This is a genomic window from Photobacterium aphoticum, from assembly GCF_001029435.1.
GTDB classification, from domain to species: Bacteria; Pseudomonadota; Gammaproteobacteria; order Enterobacterales; family Vibrionaceae; genus Photobacterium; species Photobacterium aphoticum.
Window position 1 is genome coordinate 74,427 of record NZ_LDOV01000001.1, and the last position, 19,484, is coordinate 93,910.

19 protein-coding genes are annotated in these 19,484 nt (G+C 47.9%); 9 read left to right on the plus strand and 10 right to left on the minus strand.

What is annotated here, in order from left to right:
• The first annotated feature begins 1,243 nt into the window (after window positions 1–1,243).
• Together ABT58_RS00330 and ABT58_RS00335 are read left to right on the plus strand one after the other, a co-directional pair.
• The gene (locus tag ABT58_RS00330) at window positions 1,244–3,814 is read left to right on the plus strand and encodes a zinc/cadmium/mercury/lead-transporting ATPase (RefSeq protein WP_047872366.1); all 2,571 of its coding nucleotides are present in this window, start codon (window positions 1,244–1,246) and stop codon (window positions 3,812–3,814) included.
• Between the two features lie 299 nt (window positions 3,815–4,113).
• Window positions 4,114–4,440: a heavy metal-binding domain-containing protein gene (locus tag ABT58_RS00335; RefSeq protein WP_047872367.1), complete on the plus strand. Its 327-nt coding sequence runs from the start codon at window positions 4,114–4,116 to the stop codon at window positions 4,438–4,440.
• A gap of 170 nt (window positions 4,441–4,610) precedes the next feature.
• Here ABT58_RS00335 and ABT58_RS00340 read toward each other — a convergent pair whose 3' ends face one another.
• Window positions 4,611–5,231 carry a LysE family translocator gene (locus ABT58_RS00340; RefSeq protein WP_229821782.1) on the minus strand — a complete coding sequence of 207 codons (621 nt, stop codon included), beginning with the start codon at window positions 5,229–5,231 and terminating at the stop codon, window positions 4,611–4,613.
• A 365-nt stretch (window positions 5,232–5,596) separates the two neighbouring features.
• On the opposite strand from ABT58_RS00340, the gene udp reads away from it, so the two are divergent.
• Window positions 5,597–6,358, plus strand: coding sequence for a uridine phosphorylase (gene udp, locus ABT58_RS00345; protein ID WP_047872369.1), 762 nt, complete (start codon window positions 5,597–5,599; stop codon window positions 6,356–6,358).
• Window positions 6,359–6,593: 235 nt separating this feature from the next.
• Here udp and ABT58_RS00350 read toward each other — a convergent pair whose 3' ends face one another.
• From ABT58_RS00350 to ABT58_RS00360, 3 genes are all read right to left on the minus strand, one after another.
• Window positions 6,594–7,784: a Card1-like endonuclease domain-containing protein gene (locus ABT58_RS00350; RefSeq protein WP_047872370.1), complete on the minus strand. Its 1,191-nt coding sequence runs from the start codon at window positions 7,782–7,784 to the stop codon at window positions 6,594–6,596.
• Window positions 7,785–8,185: 401 nt separating this feature from the next.
• Complete coding sequence (locus tag ABT58_RS00355) at window positions 8,186–8,575, minus strand: hypothetical protein (RefSeq protein ID WP_047872371.1); 390 nt, start codon at window positions 8,573–8,575, stop codon at window positions 8,186–8,188.
• Entirely contained in the window at window positions 8,572–8,829 is a 258-nt protein-coding gene (locus ABT58_RS00360) for a hypothetical protein (protein WP_047872372.1), read from the minus strand. The genes ABT58_RS00355 and ABT58_RS00360 overlap by 4 nt, the downstream gene beginning before the upstream one ends.
• 298 nt (window positions 8,830–9,127) lie before the next feature.
• On the opposite strand from ABT58_RS00360, the gene speG reads away from it, so the two are divergent.
• Window positions 9,128–9,658, plus strand: coding sequence for a spermidine N1-acetyltransferase (speG, locus tag ABT58_RS00365; protein WP_047872373.1), 531 nt, complete (start codon window positions 9,128–9,130; stop codon window positions 9,656–9,658).
• A 126-nt stretch (window positions 9,659–9,784) separates the two neighbouring features.
• Here speG and ABT58_RS00370 read toward each other — a convergent pair whose 3' ends face one another.
• Window positions 9,785–10,426 (minus strand): LysE family translocator, encoded by a 642-nt coding sequence (locus ABT58_RS00370; protein WP_047872374.1) that lies wholly within the window; start codon window positions 10,424–10,426, stop codon window positions 9,785–9,787.
• A 243-nt stretch (window positions 10,427–10,669) separates the two neighbouring features.
• Here ABT58_RS00370 and ABT58_RS00375 point away from each other — a divergent pair, with 243 nt between their 5' ends.
• Window positions 10,670–11,128, plus strand: coding sequence for a DUF6559 family protein (locus ABT58_RS00375; protein ID WP_047872375.1), 459 nt, complete (start codon window positions 10,670–10,672; stop codon window positions 11,126–11,128).
• A 101-nt stretch (window positions 11,129–11,229) separates the two neighbouring features.
• Here the strand turns inward: ABT58_RS00375 and mltC are convergent, their stop codons facing one another.
• On the minus strand, window positions 11,230–12,390 hold the full coding sequence (gene mltC / locus ABT58_RS00380) for a membrane-bound lytic murein transglycosylase MltC (protein WP_047872376.1): 1,161 nt from the start codon (window positions 12,388–12,390) through the stop codon (window positions 11,230–11,232).
• Window positions 12,391–12,687: 297 nt separating this feature from the next.
• Between mltC and ABT58_RS00385 the strand changes: the two genes are divergently transcribed.
• Window positions 12,688–13,749 carry a succinylglutamate desuccinylase/aspartoacylase family protein gene (locus tag ABT58_RS00385; RefSeq protein WP_047872377.1) on the plus strand — a complete coding sequence of 354 codons (1,062 nt, stop codon included), beginning with the start codon at window positions 12,688–12,690 and terminating at the stop codon, window positions 13,747–13,749.
• A 110-nt stretch (window positions 13,750–13,859) separates the two neighbouring features.
• On the opposite strand, the gene ABT58_RS00390 is transcribed toward ABT58_RS00385, so the two are convergent.
• The 4 genes from ABT58_RS00390 to ABT58_RS00405 form a co-directional block, all read right to left on the minus strand.
• Window positions 13,860–14,318, minus strand: a complete 459-nt coding sequence (locus tag ABT58_RS00390) for a MarR family winged helix-turn-helix transcriptional regulator (RefSeq protein ID WP_047872378.1) — start codon at window positions 14,316–14,318, stop codon at window positions 13,860–13,862.
• Window positions 14,318–15,346, minus strand: coding sequence for a DUF2955 domain-containing protein (locus ABT58_RS00395; RefSeq protein ID WP_047872379.1), 1,029 nt, complete (start codon window positions 15,344–15,346; stop codon window positions 14,318–14,320). The genes ABT58_RS00390 and ABT58_RS00395 overlap by 1 nt, the downstream gene beginning before the upstream one ends.
• Window positions 15,347–15,442: 96 nt before the next feature.
• Window positions 15,443–16,492, minus strand: coding sequence for an HlyD family secretion protein (locus ABT58_RS00400; RefSeq protein WP_047872489.1), 1,050 nt, complete (start codon window positions 16,490–16,492; stop codon window positions 15,443–15,445).
• Window positions 16,493–16,634: 142 nt separating this feature from the next.
• The gene (locus ABT58_RS00405; protein ID WP_047872380.1) at window positions 16,635–17,414 is read right to left on the minus strand and encodes a hypothetical protein; all 780 of its coding nucleotides are present in this window, start codon (window positions 17,412–17,414) and stop codon (window positions 16,635–16,637) included.
• 278 nt (window positions 17,415–17,692) lie between these two features.
• Between ABT58_RS00405 and ABT58_RS00410 the strand changes: the two genes are divergently transcribed.
• From ABT58_RS00410 to ABT58_RS00420, 3 genes are all read left to right on the plus strand, one after another.
• A complete protein-coding gene (locus ABT58_RS00410) occupies window positions 17,693–18,043 on the plus strand; it encodes a RidA family protein (RefSeq protein WP_047872381.1) in 351 nt (116 codons plus the stop codon).
• A gap of 224 nt (window positions 18,044–18,267) precedes the next feature.
• The gene (locus ABT58_RS00415; RefSeq protein WP_146147228.1) at window positions 18,268–18,783 is read left to right on the plus strand and encodes a hypothetical protein; all 516 of its coding nucleotides are present in this window, start codon (window positions 18,268–18,270) and stop codon (window positions 18,781–18,783) included.
• A gap of 147 nt (window positions 18,784–18,930) precedes the next feature.
• Entirely contained in the window at window positions 18,931–19,407 is a 477-nt protein-coding gene (locus tag ABT58_RS00420) for a GNAT family N-acetyltransferase (protein ID WP_082210891.1), read from the plus strand.
• Window positions 19,408–19,484 lie beyond the last annotated feature (77 nt).

Here is a 19,484-nt window from a genome sequence, read left to right on the forward strand (position 1 = left end):
CTGATTGTTTATATTTATCGTGAAACTAAAATACCAAACTCTCATAATCTTGGATTCGGTATTTATGAACGGTTTCTTTTGTTTGAAATTGAAAAAAATACAAACCAAAATAGAGTAGATATTGATGAGAATAATATTATCGCTTTAATACGTTCTATATCACTTTGTAAATTGTAATCTGATATTATGAGGATGAAAAACAAGACAAAGCACAGACTTATTGATTCTACTACTCTATGCGCTAGTCTAATGTTACTTTTGTAAAGTCTTATGTATATTATTAGTGTTGTTGAAATTAAATATGGCGGCAACATTATTATTGAAAATAATGTTGAAAAACCAACCAAAGCGCCTAAGATAATATAAATGGCAGGGGAGAAAGTTATACCTAATATTATTGAGTTGAACAGTTTTTTTACTTTTGTTGATGCGTTCATAGGGTAGGAACCTCATAGGTCTTATCGACAATAATACGAGTAACCAAAGGAGCATAAGCATATTGATGTTGTAATTGCCACCATGCAGTGATCCCGATTGAAGCATCACTATTCATTCAACTATCAGAAGATGCACCATATTCAACTAGGTCTTCGTCATCTAACCCAAATACATCATAAAATACAAAGCGTAATTTTAGATGGTATCTGGGAATTTTTTATTAATGTTATCACCAGTTGAATAGTTTTTTGGTGAGTTTTTTCTATATGCATAGGAGATGTCTTGTCCAAATTTAGGAATGTTATTATGAGGTAAGTAACGTTGGTCTGGAAAAGATACGACAGGCGTTAAATATTTATCTGTCGCAATTGCAACTACTTTACTTTTTTTAATGGGTACGCATTCACATTAAATGTACTGCTATCACTTTTCATTGTTTTCTCATGAATTATTGTGCTGCAATTATATCATTAAATAGTAATTTTCATTTATTTATAAATGAATGAAAAGTCGTACTTATTTTTTGTTTTTTAGAACTATATAGAGATAATAAGTGGTGTTAATGTTGTTTTTTTTGTGTTTGTGTGAGGTTAATTCAACTAGTGGTGGTAAAAATCACACAAACTGCTGTTATTGTGGGCGGTTTGTGTGCATTTTGTTTGATGTCGTTTTTATCCATCTGCTGTCATGGTAATAAAAGGTATATAAAGATGCGAAATCACCTTGACCTTGGACTTAGCTCCAAGGTTTATAGTGAGTGTAATGATGAAACGTCTCATCAGCATTTACTACAAGGAGAGTGCCCATGTGTGCACAATGCAATAATAAGAAGTTCCACGTTCATGCGGCAGCGCCACAAGCGGCTTCATCCGCCACGGTCGTTGTCGAGAATAACACCCAAACAGAAACGTGCTGTGCTACGGGCAGTTGTCAGACGGCAACAGCTTCTTCGCCAGTGGTGGCCAATCATGGGCCGACCGCTGAGGGTGAACTTGCCGGCGATGAAGAACCCGCTTCCGGTCGAACTTTCAAGGTAACAAAAATCACTTCCGCCGATACAGCGGCTTCTTCGTCTTGTTGTTCCTCATCGGCCTGTTCTTCGACCTCTTCTTCGACTCAGTCCTCTGCCAATGATGATCATGTTCATGACTATGTTCATGACTATGTTCATGACTATGTTCATGCAGCTTCATCGCATCATGATCATACGCATTCACATACTGGTACGTGTTCATTAGAGGATGTACAAGAAGAGGATACATCAGCAACGATACCAGGCAGTTACAGCGCAACGTTAAGCTGGAAAGTGGCTGGGATGGACTGCCCAAGTTGTGCCCGTAAGTTGGAAAAAGCGGTCGCCTCGTTAGAGGGCGTTGTGTCAGCGAAAGTGATGTTTGCCACCGAAAAACTGGTTGTGCATTGTCAGTCAGCCTCATTGTCTGACGCTATTGTGCGAAAAACCCAGCAAACCGGATTTCGTTTAATCACCACTGAACAAAATAGCGATGATGCGACGTCGTCGTTCTGGCAGGCGAACCTGCCTGTGATTGTCATTGCCGCCATGATGGCTATCGCGTCGGTGTTAAACCGCTATTCCCCGGAGTGGGGATTGATGGCTTTTACCGCTACCACCTTGTTTGGCTTAGTCCCGATTGTGCGTAAAGCCATTGCGTCGGCAAAAAACGGCTCGCCATTTTCCATTGAAACTTTAATGAGTGTGGCGGCGATCGGTGCCTTGTATCTCGGGGAAACCGCAGAAGCGGCGATGGTGTTGCTGCTGTTTTTGATTGGTGAGCAGCTGGAAGGTTATGCGTCAGCCAAAGCTCGCAGCGGAGTAAAAGCCCTCATGGCCTTGGTGCCGGAAGAAGCCAAGGTGGTATTGCCGGACGGTACTTACAAGCTGGTCGCGGCGAATACCTTGCAACCGGGTGATGTGATTGAAGTGGCGCCGGGTGGCCGTTTGCCAGCCGATGTTGAGCTGTTAGAGGGTAGCGCAAGCTTTGATGAAAGTGCCCTCACCGGTGAGTCTGTGCCGGTAGAGCGTCTGAAAGGCGAACAAGTGATGGCAGGGGCCCTGGTGGCCGATAAAGTGGTACGTCTGCGGATTATCTCTGAGCAAGGGGAAAATGCCATCGACCGTATCTTGCATTTGATTGAAGATGCGGAATCGCGCAAAGCACCGTTAGAGCGTTTTGTGGATCGCTTCAGTCGTTGGTATACCCCCGCAATGATTGTGCTGGCGGCGCTGGTGGTGGTGATCCCGCCACTGTTATTCGGTCAATCTTGGGATGAGTGGTTATACAAAGGCTTAACCCTGTTGTTGATTGCCTGTCCGTGTGCGTTGGTGATTTCCATTCCGGCGGCTATTACTTCTGGCTTGGCGGCGGCAACCCGTCGTGGGGCGTTGATTAAAGGTGGGGCGGCACTCGAGCAATTAGGCCATATCCAAACCGTGGCCTTTGATAAAACCGGCACCCTGACCGAAGGCAAACCCGTGATGACCGACTTGGTGAGTTGGGATGGGGATGATGATCGCTTGCTGCAACAAGCGGCAGCGGTAGAAATGGGCTCTGCGCATCCTTTGGCACAAGCGGTTGTGAATGCGGCGCAACAACGTGGCCTGAGCGTGACCGAAGCCATGGATCGCCAAGCCTTAGCGGGCCGTGGGATCCAAGGGGTGATTGACGGTGATACCGTGATGTTAGTCGCGGCCGATCGCCTGCCGGAAGGTATTACGCTGACCGAAGCTCAATCGGCTCAAGCCTTCGATTTAGAAGGCGAAGGGAAAACCTTGGTGGTGGCATTGCGTAATGCGCAGCCGGTTGGCTTGATTGCATGGCGTGATAATTTGCGTCCAGACAGTGCTAAAGCGGTCAAAGCTTTACAGGCGATGGGGATTCATACGGTGATGCTGACCGGTGACAACCCGCGCGCAGCGGCGGCCATTGCCGGTGAAATCGGTATTGATTTTAAGGCCGGATTGCTCCCTGAAGACAAAGTGAAACTGGTGGAATTGGCGAACCAGACACGTAATGTAGCAATGGTCGGTGATGGCATTAATGATGCGCCTGCCATGAAGACGGCCTCGATCGGTATTGCAATGGGCGGAGGCACCGATGTGGCGCTGGAAACCGCTGATGCCGCGCTGACGCACAACCGTGTGGCGGAACTGCCAATGATGATCGCCTTGTCAAAAGCGACCCTGAACAATATCCGCCAGAATGTCGCATTAGCACTGGGTTTAAAAGGCTTGTTCCTTATTACTACTTTGCTTGGTATGACGGGCTTATGGGTGGCGGTGATGGCCGACAGTGGTGCCACGGCTTTGGTAACGCTGAATGCGCTGCGTTTGCTGAAGTTTAAGTATGATGAGTAAACGCCAGTGGAAAGCTAAGTAAAGGCGATCTAAAGGTTAAGTAACGACAAAACACGCGTGCCTTCGGGGGCGCGTGTTTTGTTTAGGAAACATAAAGCGTATTCGCAGTGAATAGCGTCGCAATATACGCGTAGGTGATTTTTTCGGGAATGGTCAGAGCGATACGGCTTTAGTAGGATGCATGCATCAGCGGTTGGGTTGCATACGACAGACTTGTGTGAAGACAGATTCCGTGACGACTTGGATAAAAATTTTTGTAAACAATGATTTATTTCAAGTAAAAACGACATGGAGCAGGTATGTTAAAAACAACAACGTCAACAGTTGATGGTAAGGAAATTGAAACGTATTTGGATATCGTGGTAGGCGAAGCGATTTTAGGTGCGAATATCTTTAAAGATATTTTAGGCTCAATTCGGGATGTCATTGGTGGCCGTTCTGGCGCTTATGAAGAAGAAATGGGACGAGCACGTAATATTGCGCTCGCTGAGATGGAAGCCAATGCCCTCGCTTTAGGGGCAGACGGTATTGTCGGGATTGATATTGATTATGAGGTTGTCGGTCAAGGCGGCAGCATGATGATGGTCAGTGTCAGCGGTACTGCAGTACGATTCAAGAAACGATAATTAACTATTATCGTTGAAAGAAGAGGAATAAGTGAGGGGACGAACGTGCCTGAACTTTTCCTCTTTTTTTATGGTTCAATCACCACCCCATTTGGCCGTTTTTGATAAATAAAAAGCGCCGAGAGTTCGCTCTCTCGGCGCTTGAAATAGTTATTTAGTAGTAGTGATGATTAGCCAGCGGCCAACCATACGCCCACACCCATCATCATGGAGCCCGCAATGCGGTTCAGTAGCTGTACATTGCCGCGTTGTTGCAGGAACTTACGCAGGGTACGGCCGCCACTGGCGTAGAGTACCAAGCAGATAAATTCCGTCACCAGAATGATCGACACCAGTACCGTCAACTGCGGCGCCATGTCTTTTTGTGTATTAATGAACGGAGGCAGCAGGGAGATCATAAATGCCCAACCTTTCGGGTTCGCAATGGCAGTGACAAAGCCCTGCAGTGCCAGCGCGCTTGGTGCGGTGTCGACTTCGGCATCCAAATCATCCGGAATCGCCAGTTTGCCGCGTGAACGCCACATTTGAATACCCAGCCAGAACAGGTAGGCACCGCCGGCATATTTAAGGAAGAAGAAGATCGCCGGGTAGTTCAGCATGATAGCCGCGACACCGATCACCGCAGAAACGGCCACCAAGCCCACACCAATCAGCTCACCCCACATCATCGGTAAGCTACGTCGTACCCCAATGGTCATGCCGAGGGTCATCGCCAAGGTCATACACATCCCTGGTGTGACGGAAACGAAGAAAAAGGTCGGAATAAAAACGGCCAGTAAGGCAAAGTCCAACATGTTGGGTACATACTCCAAAAGAAGAGGAAGAAAAGAGCCGGAAGAATTGGCGAGAACCGAATTAGAGTCAAGCAAAATGTGTCATGTGTGTACCATAAAAAGTGTTTATCAAGGCGCAAAACAATCCGGCTAAGATGTGAACAAAAAGCGACAAAAACTGTGACAAAAGGCAAATGCAATCGATTTAATGTGACTTAGATCACCTAAGTGTGAAAAATGAAAATCAATGTTTTTCATTAAATGTGATTGTTGTCACTTAAAGGTGTGGTGGGATGGGCTATCGTTAACGGGTGTTTTATGAAGCAGATGCTGCATATTTTCTCTTACCCTCTCTGCGGCAATGATAAAAAAAGGATACCACTATGTCTGACAACGCAGTTTTCCACCTTGGCGTGAACAAAGCTGATCTTAACGGTGCTGAGCTGGCTATTATTCCAGGCGACCCAGCACGTGTTGAAAAAATCGCGAATCTGATGGATAACCCAGAGTTCCTGTCCAGCTCACGTGAATACACGGTTTACCGCGCGAAATTGGATGGAAAATCTGTTGTGGTATGTTCAACCGGTATCGGTGGTCCATCTACCTCTATTGCCGTAGAAGAATTGGCACAGTTGGGTGTACGTACTTTCCTTCGCGTGGGTACAACAGGGGCTATTCAGCCAAACATCAATGTGGGTGAAATGATTGTGACCACAGGCTCTGTACGTCTTGACGGTGCTAGCCTGCACTTTGCCCCAATGGAATTCCCAGCAGTCGCTGACTTTACCGTTGCGACAGCAATGAAAGAAGCGTGTGATGCAGCGGGTGCAACGGTACACACCGGTGTGACTGCATCAAGCGATACCTTCTACCCAGGCCAAGAGCGTTACGACACATTCTCTGGCCGTGTGGTGCGCCGTTTCCAGGGCTCGATGAAAGAGTGGCAGGACATGGGCGTACTGAACTTTGAAATGGAATCAGCGACGTTGCTGACCATGTGTGCAAGTTCTGGCCTACGTGCAGGTTGTGTGGCGGGTGTGATCATCAACCGTACACAAAAAGAAACGCCAGACCACGCCACATTGAAAGAAGCAGAAACCCGTTCTATCAAGATCGTGGTCGATGCTGCGCGTCGTCTACTGTAATTGATACATTTACGTCTACGTTTTTAGGAATGGTTTTTTAAGCATAGTTATTAGGAACGTAAGCGTCTTCTCCGGTCAGCTCGCCGGCTAAAATCAGCACTTCGGTGCTGATTTTTTTATGTCTGCGATAACGATAACAGAGGGGGCGATCTTGTTGCGACGTAAATGCAGGCACAAAAAAGCCAGCGTCGATACGCTGGCTTTGGAGAGTTGGTGCTAGGTGTTGATGCCAGTATTAGCAATCGCCAACCGTACAGTCACCCATGATTTTATGTGCCTGGCCGCCGGCGGCTTTAAACCAGTCATACAGATGGCTTTGCAGATCGCCCAATTGCTCAGGACCGATGATGGCTAAGCCCAAATCTTGTGCGCGTACCAAGTCATGGTGGCGCAGTGGACGGAAGCTCACCAACATCGCACGGGCTTGCAGGCCGCCTAACAAGTCACGCAATGATTCCAGTTTGTACAGGGTATCATCACCATCATCACGCATGCCTTTGGTCTTACATTCAATGATGTGCAGCTTGTTATTCACGACAGTCGCGACATCAAGCTCGTTACGTACTTCACGTTCGCCGATTTTACGGTAAACCTGTACGCCCAAAGAGTGGTCCTGAATGGTCGGCAAATCGTTTTGAATCGCACGCACGGTGCTGTGAACCAAGTTCTCCAGCCATTCACCGTTGGCAAAGCGGCGTGCTTCTTCATGTTTAAAGGTCAGAATGCCGTCGTGGTAAGTCGCAAGACCCGTCTCTTCCAGATCCGTCAGCAGCGTATTGAGCTCTTTATAGCCTTGCTGCTTCTCGCTCAGTTCCACATCCAGTTTTTGCTCTTTACGACACGTTGTCGCCAAGTAGTTCAGTGTGGCAAGGCCTGGGCCTAATTCCAGCGCAGAACTTGCCCAACGTTGTCCGAGTTCCCACAACTGCTCATTTAAGGCTTCTGGCACATTGTGCTCAGGCAGTTCGCTGCGCGCACCGAAAATGGTTAAGTAGTCAGTAAGCTGAATGCGGTCTTCCACTTGTTGCTGTGGACGGCCAGCAGGGTACAGCCAACACATTTCATCACTGAATGGCTCAATGACGTAAATCGGCCAGTGGTAAGTGCGGAAGACTTCATAGGCAGACAACAGGCGGTGACGCAGGCCACAGCTGGCGTTAAACCACACTTCGTTGCCTTCTTCTTTCAGGGTTTCAGCGAGTTCAACAATGCGGGCGCGAATGCAGGTGATATTGATGGAGTCGGGAATGATGCAGAATTCTGCGGCGATGTTGCGTGGGGTCAAAATCGAAGCGAGGCGTTCATACTGATCGCGCTGTGATTCCGTACCAATGAAAATCATCTTGTCGGCCGGAATGCCGTGGTCAAGAAGAGGGGTGATCAGTCTTACAGGATCCTGATCGATAATGCCAACGTGAGTAATCATAATTATCCTTCAGCGTTCAACGCGACGCGTACCGGCTCTCAATAGGATGCTAAATAAGGTTGGGGGCTCGTGCACGTGGGGCGACAATGTACGCTTTTATTCATCTTTTTTGATATATGTGGATTGCGTATCCAGTTTTCAAGGTCGTGATCAATGTAATTGATTTTTATTCGCCAATTGTCTGCCGTGTGTCAGGCTTGCAAGGCATCAGCGGAAAAATCGACCTTGGCAGAATTCACCGTATATCAATGAGTAACCCAAACTGTGATTTAGTTCAATTTTCTTGGCCCAAATCACGATAATTGGCTGGAACAGCAGCAGAAGCGAGTGAAGATGGTTGGTTTTTAGCGAGTTAGACGGTTTGAAAGAGAGCAACGCCTGCGTCATAAAGAGAAAGATAATTAACAATAAGACATGCTTTGATAGGTCGAGATATCTAAAGGCTGCATATCTCGGGTGATTTTGAGTAAATACACTTCAATCTCGGCAGGCATTGTTTTGAATACACCATATAAGCGCCCCACTTCGTCTTCCCCTTTGGCAAATAAGGGGTGGAAAGACGGTAGCGTGTCAGTCGCATATGCCCACGTTTTAGCATCGCTGAAGATTAGATCAATCTCCCAAGGATGATACATCGTCGGATTATGGTGAACGATAACGGTTTTTAATCCTTGATTATGTCGTGTATCGAACGAGATAGTCATATCACAGACATTTATCGAATAGCGATAAGAAAAGTCGATCGCATAGCGCGCGACGATATCGAACAGATCGTGAGTCGTGTTGATCATGCCATGACCTCTTTAAAACCTCGGAAACTGGCGTTACCACTCAGAAAAAAGACACTTAATGCCAATAGCCCTGAGATGGCATTGATGTCAGCCGTATCTGAGATGGCACCGACCCGTTCCAAGGGCATCATGGTGACGAAGCCAATGATGACAGCCACAATCGTTGCAGTGAAATTTAACGTGAATGATTTAAGCATTGTGTATTGGGCGATAAATTCATGAAAAAGTGAGCCAGAGGGGGGCTGGATATTCATGAGTTCGTCATGAAGATTGGCAACCTTCCGCAGGAAAAAAGGCTACCGTTTCAGGATGGGGGGAGGTAGTTATAACGTGGTTATATAACTCTATAAATGCGCGAGGGGTATATATGGGAAGTGGTTGAAGTTGACGAAGTGAAAATATGTCATCTAATTAGGTGGAAATCGACATTACTGTAAAAAAGGGTTAAAAAAATATTTCTCACCACGAATAATGGTGCTATTTTGTCACTCGCAGCATAAGGAACTGGATTTGATGCTGTTTACATAATTATATTTATAAATGGAACGTGACATGGATAATGAAATCCGACTACGCGCGCTTGAGCAAACTGACCTTCGCTTTATTCATCAACTGAACAACAACCGTTCAATCATGGCTTACTGGTTTGAAGAACCGTATGAGTCGTACTATGAACTGGAAGAGCTGTTCCGTAAGCACATCCACGACAGCAACGAACGTCGCTTCATTGCAGAAACCATCGATAAGCAGGCGATTGGTTTGGTGGAATTGGTGGAAATCAACACTATTCACCGCAACGCAGAATTCCAAATCATCATTGCGCCTGATTACCAAGGTTGCGGTTATGCCCGCAGTCTTATCAACAAAGCATTGAACTACGCCTTCACCATTTTGAATTTGCACAAAGTGTATTTGCATGTGACCGTGACTAATGAAAAAGCCATTCATCTGTATGAAGACTGCGGATTTATTGAAGAAGGTCACTTGGTGAAAGAGATCTTTATCAACGGTGCATACTGCGATATTAAACGCATGTACATTCTGCAAGATGATTATCTGGCGAACCGTAACAAAGCACAGTGATAACTTGGCTAAGTCGTATGGCTCCATAAGTCAGCCATAGAAAAACACAGACATAAAAAAGCGCGCCCCGAGGTAAAACTCAGAGCGCGCTTTTTTGATCATCATGCTTTTCGCGTTACCTCACCATTAAGCCACGCTTGGTACTTGTGAAGCCAATAGCCAAATGGCGAGCACGAAGAAAATCAGGCCCATGAATTTGTGCTGATTGGTACGGAATTTCTCGTTCTTTAGTAGTGGTTGGCCAAGGCTGCCGACCATGGTCACAAGGAACAGGTTAAACAGCAGACCCAATACGTTCAGTAGCAGGCCCAACACCAGCATTTGTTCGCCAGAGGTTGCGGATACTTGCGTGGATACAAACTGTGGCAGGAACAGCACGAAGAAGATCAACGCTTTTGGGTTTAGCAGGTTGCTGATCACGGCGCGGCGGTACAAGGTTGCCGCCAGGCTGTTACTTTGTTCCAGCTCAGGCGCGTCAGACGGCGAGGTGCGCATGCAGTCCCAGCCCATTTTTAGCAGATAAGCACCACCCAGTACGCGTAACACTTGCAGGGCGATAGGATTCATGGCGATCAGGGCAGACACGCCCATTGCCGCAAGCATGGTCAGGATCAATCCAGAAGTCGCATTGCCCAAGCTGGCAAAGACACCGACTTTTTTACCGTAGCTCAAACTGGAGCTGGCAATCAGTAACATATCCGGCCCAGGGATTAACAGAAGGGCAAAAACGGCTGTCAGGTACACAGGTAAAATGGAGAGATCGATCATGCTAAAAACTGGCTGGTGGATGAATAAGGTGCTGGATTCTAGCGATTGATGTGGATGAATTAAACTGTTTTGTGTTACTGGCTGAAATATAACCCTGTAATGTGAATTTTATTGAGTGAATGTATCTGAAGTGTATGTGCTGGTGCTTATGTGAAGTGACTCGAAAGGTCGCGACGAAAGAGGCACCAAAAAGGAAAAGGTTAGGTTACCGTGAGCAGCAACACGCATTCACAAGGAGAGATTATGCTGCGTGCGTATTTGAAAAAACGGAAACTGCGTCGCTATGCCAAGTTGTTGTCGTTAGAGCTGAAACAAACCGTGGGTTATCGAAAGCACTACACACAAGCGCAAGTCGATGATGCACTGCATAAGCATCACTTTGTCAAAAAGGGCGCACTCTCTGACAGTCATGATCACTGTTATGCTTATGCGATGTATTGTTCGCCGCAAGAATTTGAGCGTATTCATGCGCATGGCATGTGTGAAACCTGCCACTACCGTGATATGCGGATGGAAATCGCGGAGACTGTGTTTGAAAATAACCAAGACTTCACCACCTCTACGTTGACGTCATATGCGTCGCCGTCTTCTTCCTACTCTTCCTCTTATTCATCGTCGTCATCCATTGGGCGGGGTGACAGTTTCTGGGCAGGCAGTGACAGTGATGGTGGTGGCTCTGATGGGGGCGGCGGCGGAGATTAAATATCTTTGTGCATCAAATCGCGCCTGTATCGTGCATAGAAAAACGCCCCGAACAAATGGTCGGGGCGTTGTGTTTTATTGCTGTCAGTAACAATGAAGGCTTACAGTTTGCCTTCGTTAAAGTCTTTCTGGAAATACAAGACCTTCTGCACGTAGCGGCGGGCTTCGCCTTTCGGGTGCTGCGTGGTTAAGGCGTCATACACCTGTTTAGGTTGCAAGCTGTTCAGTTTATTCATTGCCACTTTACGGTCAGGGTGGAAGGTCGACAGCACGCCGCCGGTCCCGCCGTTGTAGGCTGAAATCATACTGAAGTGCAGCGACGTCGGGTTCTTCACATCACGCAAATAGCGGGTTTTCAGGATATGGAAATACGCTGCGCCGGTATCAATGTTATTGGCCGGATCAAACAAGTATTCCTTGGTCGGAATGCCCGGCTTTTTCTTCACCAAGTTAAACACGTCGGCACCGGCGGTTTTTGGGATCACCTGCATTAAACCGTACGCGCCAGCATGGCTAACGGCGTAAGGGTTAAAACTACTTTCGGTTTTGATCACCGCGTAGATCAAATCTTCACTTAGGTTATAACGTTTCGCGGCATCACGGATCAGATGAGCGTACTGGTATTCACGCTGACTGAGGTGATCGTCCACCATGTCGATTTCCACATAGTAGGCTTTACCGTGCTTAATGGTTTTAGATTGTAGCTTGTTCGCCAGCAGGTATTCCGCAAATCGGTTTGCGCGCCACTGCCATTCAATCGGCTTGCCATCCTGATCCACGACCTGACCGAGCAGGAAAGGCTTGCCGGTGAGCGTAATATTTTTATCACTGAACAGTTCGGCGTATTTAGGATCGGCCGGCATCAGCAAGGTTTGTACAATGGCGTCTTGCAGCTTTTCTTGTGGCTGATATTGCGACACGGTTGAGACGTAAATCTTACCCGCTTCAAAATCAATATGGGCACGAGTACGGTAACCATCAATGTATTTCACATAACGGTGTTTACCGGCTTCGAGATATTCGTCATCACCCCATTGCTTTTTTACTTGTTGGGCTAAATAAGCAAATAACTTTTCCATCGCTTGTTGGTCGGCAGACGGCTTATCGTCTTCCGGTTGCGGTGGCACAGTCGGTTCGTACGGTTTTTCATAAACCGGAGGTTCATTACACACGCAAGGCGGTGCAGGTTGCGTAGGTTGCGTAGGTTGTTGAACACACGCAGATAACAACAAGGTGGAGAGTAATAGGGTAATTTTTTTCATATTGCCGGAGAGCTGAAAATGCCAAAGGAATTGACAGAAAAAGGCATCATAAGGGATGGCCTAAACAGTCAGAAATAAATATTTTCAATCAAGACGATAAAATTATTTAGCCCATAAAGAGTGCTAAATATTTTTACAATCGAGGTATATTGTCTTAACACATGAATAGATGGAAATGGCTGTGTTGCGCAACATTATTGGCGGCAATCATAGCATGCCTTGCGATATTCTTACGGTATTAATGTCGCATTATTACGGTATATTCCATAAGCAAAATGAAATAAAGGATTACACATAATGGTCAAGAAAACAGCACAACCTCCTTTTGAATTTGGTGGAGTGACAGTACAGCCGGGTCAGCGTGGCAACTGTGAGCTGGAAATTGCACGCCTGTACACCCACTCACCGTTATCTGTGTCGGTTGAGATCCTACACGGTAAATTTCCCGGTCCTGTTTTGTTGGTAAACGCGGCCATTCATGGTGATGAATTGAACGGGGTAGAGATTACTCGTCAGGTGATTGACCGTATCGACCTGAAGAAACTGCACGGCACCGTGATTGCTGTGCCAGTGGTGAACGTGTTCGGCTTTATTCATAAGTCCCGTTACCTGCCAGACCGTCGCGACCTGAACCGTTGCTTCCCGGGTTCTGAGCGCGGTTCGATTGCCGGTCGTATGGCTTACCATTATTTCAATCAGGTAGTGCGCCGCTGTACCCACGTGGTGGATTTGCACACAGCCGCAATTTACCGTACCAACTTGCCACAAATTCGTGCGAACTTAGCCAATGAAGAAGCCAAAGCAATGGCGATGGCTTTTGGTTCGCCGGTGGTGGTGGATGCCACGTTGCGTGATGGCTCGCTGCGCGCGGCGGCAGAAGAGTTCAACATTCCGGTGATCACCATGGAAGCCGGTGAAGCGCTGCGTTTAGATCCGCATGCGGTGGGCGCGGGCGTGAAAGGCGTACTGCGTGTGATGCGTCACCTGAAAATGCTGCGTACCGGTCACAGTAAGAAATTGCCGGATCCGGTTGTACCGCGTGCAACTCGCTGGGTACGTGCTGATTTTGACGGCTTGTTGCGTTCACACGTGGCGCTGGGCGCGAAAGTGGACAAGAAGCAGGTGATTGCTACCATCAGCGATCCATCAGGCAGTAAAGAAGAAACCGTGATTGCGCCACAAGGCGGTATCGTGATCGGCCAGCAGACGTTGCCATTGGTCAATGAAGGGGATGCGATTTTCCACATTGCCTTCTTTGAAGAGCCAGACAGCATGGTGGAAGAGCAGGTGGAATCTTACCTGGATGATGCGATGGAAGTGTTGGACGATGATCTGAAATGGGGCATGGCCAGCGCTTAATCGAGTTCACGAAATCGCGTTCACGTGATCGCATTTAGATAACATCACGAAAACAGGCGACCGAGGTCGCCTGTTTTGTTTTATGTTGCTCGAAACTCGACATGAGCATGTTAATCACTGCCCAGCAGCATGTCCTTTTGGATCAGTTTGGTGCACAGGCTGTGCAGCGTCTTTAATTCTTCCGGTGTCAGCGGGGAAAAAAAGTCGGCGATGATCTGTTGCAGGCGAGCATCTGCGTCGGCCTTCACTTGGCGGCCTTTATCGGTGATCACCAAATAGCGCGCTTTTTTGTTGTTCACACTTTTCTTGGCTTCTAACAAGCCGCGCTTGATGCAGTTATCGACCAGGCGCTTGGTGACAGAGCGCTCACGACGCAGCGCTTCCGCCAGCGTTTGTTGTGGCACTTCCCCCAGATGAAGCAGGGTGCGCATGGCGCCTAACATCTCCAGCGAAATATCAAACTCATTCAGCAGTGCCTGACTGGCCAGGGTGCGAAACTGCTTGTATGCCAACCCCATGATGAACGAAGGGCTGTTATCCAGCTCTGGAATAGTCGTGATCGATGACATTAGGCATTTCTCTCTGAAGGGGCAGACACGGATTGTCGTGGTTGCGTTAAGTAAAACACGATCAACAAAATTGACAAGGTCACGGTCAGTTCCCACGCACGTAGGAAGGTGCTCTCTAATCCCATGTCGCTACTGGTGATATACAGTTGGATCGGTAACAAGGTGGCCAGCAGCGCATCCGCATGGATATCTTTTGCCGGGCCTTCGGCGTTTACCATCCAGCGAGTGATCAAATAAATTAGGCCGCCTAATACGAGGGCATAGTATCCAATCACATTCTGGTGGCCGGCCATCATCAGCGTAAAGAAGACGGCAATGGCACAGCCTCCGACTTGGGTCAGTAAACGGCGTTTGACCACCATGATAAAGCTGTCACGGTTGGCTTGTGTGGCAGCCGCCACGACCGGCACCATACAAAACGTGGCAGAGATCATATCAACCAGCATCAAAAAAGCCAGCCCTGAGCCAATTAATGCTAATGAAACCAAACGGTTCTGATAGCTGACAGGTTTCGGCGTAAAAACGGGCGGCTTCCCATTTTTGATGGTAGGGAACAAGGTTACGGTTGCACGGGTCACGATGGCCGTGGTCACCATCGCCAAAAAGATTTCATGGATGCGCACAGGCATGTCCATGCTGGTGTGCTGCGAAAACACGATGATCAAAATCCAGTTGAACGTTGGCATCAACATCGCGCCTTGTTTGGCGGGTGTGGTTGCACGGCGGCGCAGTTGATCAAAAAAGATCAAACTGATCGTCCAAATCACAAAAGGGTGATCGGCGAAGATTTCACACACTACCACCGCGCATGACGCCGCCAGCAGCGTTGGAAACAAGGTTTTGGCCAGCCCGGACCAGGAGTGATCTTTTCCCTTGGTCATGATGATGGTCGGATAAAGGGCAAAGTACACCGGTGAGCCGAAATTAAACAACTTACCAATCAGCATACAGAGCGTCACAGTCAGGGTGATACGCAGTATTTCATTACGGCGTGATTGTTCTGGCGTCATGCGTTTCCCCTTATTCATTCTTGTTTGCTTTTGTTTGTCGCGTGCTAGGTTAGTTCCTAGTTCCTAGTTCCTAGTTCCTAGTTCCTAGTTCCTGTTCTTTGCGCTAGCTGTGCGTTAGTAGATGTAACGGAACAGCGCGACCAGTTTGATCCAGCAGGCGCCAACGATATCCAGTACCGCATTGCCATTTTCCACAATTACGCTGGCGCGAGAGCCGGAAATCAGGGCTGGATTGGCATTATCTACGTGAATACGTGTGCGGATTTTTTGTTGCTCGCGGATCCAACGGTTGTCATTGCTCACGGTAGACAGCTGATTGCTTGGGTTTGCCGCATCAAAAATGGCGCGATCCTGATTGATGATTTCCCCGTCAAATACCTGACCTGGCAAGGCATCAAAGCTGATACGCACATGCTGACCCGGCTGCAAATACGCGACGCCTTTTTCGTTGAAATCAGCGCTTAACCAGCTGGCATTTTCACTGACTAAGAACATCGCCACACTGCCTTGGTTGATGTACGTCCCGGTTTGTAATTGCAGGTTGCTGATAGTGCCATCGGTTTGCGCAATCACGTGTGTGTGGGCAAGGTTTAACTCTGCCGTGTCGAGTTTTGCTTCTGCCAGAGCAATCGCCGCATTGGTGTCTTCATTGGCCAATTCCGCTTGCAGGCGTTGCATGTCTGCCTGCGCAACGTGTACCGCACGTTCTGCCACACGGGCGCTTAGCTTGATGTCATCCAACTCTTGCTGGGTGCTCAGACCTTTGCGGCGCAGGGCGGTGTAGCGGGTGAGCTTTTGCTCGGCATTGCTGGCTTCGAATTGGCGCTGAGCGAAAGTTTGCTCTGCAGCGTTCAATTCCTGACGCTTAGCGGCAAACGCTTCTTTGGCCTGTTGCAATTCTGCTTGGGCTTGGCGGACCGCTAACTGGTAAGCGTCAGGGTCAATCGTAAACAGCACATCGCCTTTGTGGACGTTTTCGCCGTTTTTCACATTCACACTGGTCACCACACCGCTGACTTCAGGCGCGATATTGGCGACGGCACGGTGCATGGTCGCTTGTGTGGTAAATGGAGAGACGTTATCTGCCGTGATCAAAAAGAGAGAGAAACCAAAAGTGAGTGTCAGTACGGTGTAAATGGCGTATTTATAAATGTTTTCTTTCATTTTGTTACCCATACAACAAAAAGGAATGGGTGTGATTGTAGTGATTTTTGTTGTGCATGCAACAAAAAGTTTGAGGTAGATCTCATTTAGACATTGGGAATCGGCAGCGTATTGCGCCTTATCGATATTGAGCTATTGATTATTAACGTTTTTTGTACGCCACCACATGAATACAAAAAAGTTTGGAATAGCGCTCATTAAAGCGAAACGCATAGGGTAGCTCTATCTCATCCAACTTTTCCCACTCGCCCAGGCTGAAATAAGTGTTGATGTCATCCACCGCTTCCTCCGGGTTTTGCAGGTGTTTTTTCTGCCATTGATAGCTGTTTGACAGTATTAATACGCCACCAGAGCGGGTGTCTTTTTTCAGGCCATCGACAATGGTTTGTGGTGACGGGCATTGATCTAACACGTTCAGGCAAATGGTGAGATCGACAGGGTGCATTAACGTGTCAGGGGTATACACCTGATTGAAGCAATGAAAATGCACATGCGCACAGTCGTTAAACAATGGCGTGGTATCAAACGATAAACGGCCCAGCGTATTGATACTTTCAATGTACGGAAAGGTGCAATGGGCCGGTTGTAACAATAGGTGCTGGAAGTAACTCAATAGGCGGGCGGAAGGCTCAACAATCCATGCCGTGTGTAAGGACGGAAAATGGGTAGCCAGTTCATAGGTAGTGCGCCCCAATGCCGGTCCCACTTCTAAGTAGGTGTGTGGGGTGAGCGCGGCACGTTGACAGCAGGCGATAATAAATTGGCTGGCTGCGGGATAAAACGGCGAGATGATATAGCTGTCAGGCACGGTTTTAGAGGCGGAAGACAGCGGTTCATCCACACCCAATGCGCGTACTTTATCCAGCCACATGGCTTCAAAATAGGCGGCTAAGCCGCGTTTGTCGCAGTAATAATCGTCCATTGTACGGCCTTATGTTTCTGTCTTATGTTCCATGTCCTGCGTGTCATCATAACGGGAATGGTTGGCGAAGTACGAAGGCCGTAATGACGAAAAGTGCGGGATGAGAGGTTTTCCACGTATCCGAATGATTGTGATTGAAAATAGCGGGATTTTTTCGTTATTCAGTGAGCGAAATCCACACGCGCAGCGGTAAAAACACGGTATGATACGGGCCTGTTTACTGACGTAAAAACGTCCGTGAAAAGTCAAAAAACATTCGTAAATCATTAGGATTGATAATGGATATTCAACGCATTAACCCATGTGCACGTTGGTCAGACGTGACAATCTTCAACGGCATTGCACACTTTGTAGAAGTAGCGGATACCGATACCACTGCTGATATGGCTGGTCAGGTTCAGCAAGTGCTAAGCCAGGCAGAAGCGACACTAGAGCGTGCAGGTAGCGACAAATCTCGCATCCTGTCTGCCACTATTTACGTGACTGACTTTGCTAACTTTGGCGCACTGAACGAAGCATGGGAAGCGTGGTTGCCAGAAGGTTGTGCACCAAGCCGTGCTTGTGTGAAAGCAGAATTGGCGGATCCTGAATACTTGGTTGAAATCGCATTTGTTGCCGCTACCAAGTAAGTGATGCGTGAGTGCGCCCGTTAAATGGGGGCATTCTGCATACCAAGAAAGCCTGCTTCCTGACAATGTGCGTATGAGCGCGTCATTGTCGACACACCCACTTGGTGTGGTATGAAGCAGGCTTTTGTGATCTCACCTCAAAGTCCATGTATTACTTTTCATTCTTCCGGGATCTGGCTGTATTTTCATCAACGCTGCCGTTAAGGTGGGGGCGAGGGAACAGTGTGAGTGGATTTGCGCTTGCAGCAGGCAGTTGTCAGAGGGAGTTTGAGTCAGTCATGGATGAGCAGTTGTACACATTTCGCTGGCAAGTTGCCCCTTATCGCAGCACGCTTCTGTGGGTTATAGTGGCTTTCTATGCAACGGGGTTGGTCTATTTTCAGATCACCGCATGGTGGCAAATTTTAATCGGTTTATTGGCGATTGTCGGGATAGAGCGCCTGTGGAGTTACTACCGTAAAGATGCCATTGCTTACCATATCCAGATCACGCCAGAGCGAATTAAAGTCACCAACCCGTCCAGTACCTTGTGGCTGAAGGAAACGGCACTACTCACCAATGTGCAGCAAGATGTGGTGTTTGATGCCATTGTCGGTGAGCAAAATGGCATCTTATTTACCTGCCAAGACGGAGACAGCTTCCGCTTAGTCACTCGTGGTGTGACGGTTGATGATTTTGCCAGTTTCCCTGCCATGCTGGCGCACATCAATACCCATTTCATTCATAAAAAAGCGCGTTAGTACGCTATAACATCGGCGTTATAACCCTTGCTTAATCACGAACGCGGCGTTCCCTCTTCTTATTAGGACATCACGCTCAATGATGTCGCCATCTATATAAAATCTATAAATACCAGAATAATAGGAGAAAGTGTGACAATACATCGCATGCATCCCGCCTACGCGGAAGGATTTCATGCCCTGTGGCAGCGAGTTTGTGGAGAGGGGGAGGAGATGATAGGCCCGCCTCCATCGATAGAGAAAGTCAAAAGGGTGCTGGCGTTACACAATGAAAAATCCGTACCGAGTTTCATTGTGATCAAAGACGGTGCGTTAGTGGCAGCAGCGGAAGTTTTCCCTAAACGGGAAGATCAAGCGGAGAAGTGCGGCATACTCGGGGTGCAGGTTCATCCGGATTATCGTCGTCAAGGTTTGGCTAAGCAATTGCTCACGACAGTGCTGACGGATTGTCAGCGGTACGGTATTGAACAGGTAGAGTTGACCGTATACCAGCACAATCACAGTGCTATCCGTTTGTATCAGCAGTTTGGTTTTCAAGCCAGTGAGCGCGTGACAGAGGAAACCTTGCCGTCTGGCCGGGTGGTGATCAACCAGACCATGGTATTGTCGCTGGCGAGTGTCTAGCTGACACATCACATTACGGCAAAGCATAGCCAAAGCATTGCCCACGAGCAGACATGAAACTAGAAAGAAAAGCCGGC

Coding starts and splice junctions, on each gene's coding strand:
- ABT58_RS00330 (WP_047872366.1), top strand. CDS start 1,244: ATGTGTGCACAATGCAATAATAAGAAGTTCCACGTTCATGCGGCAGCG.
- ABT58_RS00335 (WP_047872367.1), top strand. CDS start 4,114: ATGTTAAAAACAACAACGTCAACAGTTGATGGTAAGGAAATTGAAACG.
- udp (WP_047872369.1), top strand. CDS start 5,597: ATGTCTGACAACGCAGTTTTCCACCTTGGCGTGAACAAAGCTGATCTT.
- ABT58_RS00350 (WP_047872370.1), bottom strand. CDS start 7,784: ATGATTACTCACGTTGGCATTATCGATCAGGATCCTGTAAGACTGATC.
- ABT58_RS00355 (WP_047872371.1), bottom strand. CDS start 8,575: ATGATCAACACGACTCACGATCTGTTCGATATCGTCGCGCGCTATGCG.
- ABT58_RS00360 (WP_047872372.1), bottom strand. CDS start 8,829: ATGAATATCCAGCCCCCCTCTGGCTCACTTTTTCATGAATTTATCGCC.
- speG (WP_047872373.1), top strand. CDS start 9,128: ATGGATAATGAAATCCGACTACGCGCGCTTGAGCAAACTGACCTTCGC.
- ABT58_RS00370 (WP_047872374.1), bottom strand. CDS start 10,426: ATGATCGATCTCTCCATTTTACCTGTGTACCTGACAGCCGTTTTTGCC.
- ABT58_RS00375 (WP_047872375.1), top strand. CDS start 10,670: ATGCTGCGTGCGTATTTGAAAAAACGGAAACTGCGTCGCTATGCCAAG.
- mltC (WP_047872376.1), bottom strand. CDS start 12,390: ATGAAAAAAATTACCCTATTACTCTCCACCTTGTTGTTATCTGCGTGT.
- ABT58_RS00385 (WP_047872377.1), top strand. CDS start 12,688: ATGGTCAAGAAAACAGCACAACCTCCTTTTGAATTTGGTGGAGTGACA.
- ABT58_RS00390 (WP_047872378.1), bottom strand. CDS start 14,318: ATGTCATCGATCACGACTATTCCAGAGCTGGATAACAGCCCTTCGTTC.
- ABT58_RS00395 (WP_047872379.1), bottom strand. CDS start 15,346: ATGAATAAGGGGAAACGCATGACGCCAGAACAATCACGCCGTAATGAA.
- ABT58_RS00400 (WP_047872489.1), bottom strand. CDS start 16,492: ATGAAAGAAAACATTTATAAATACGCCATTTACACCGTACTGACACTC.
- ABT58_RS00405 (WP_047872380.1), bottom strand. CDS start 17,414: ATGGACGATTATTACTGCGACAAACGCGGCTTAGCCGCCTATTTTGAA.
- ABT58_RS00410 (WP_047872381.1), top strand. CDS start 17,693: ATGGATATTCAACGCATTAACCCATGTGCACGTTGGTCAGACGTGACA.
- ABT58_RS00420 (WP_082210891.1), top strand. CDS start 18,931: ATGCATCCCGCCTACGCGGAAGGATTTCATGCCCTGTGGCAGCGAGTT.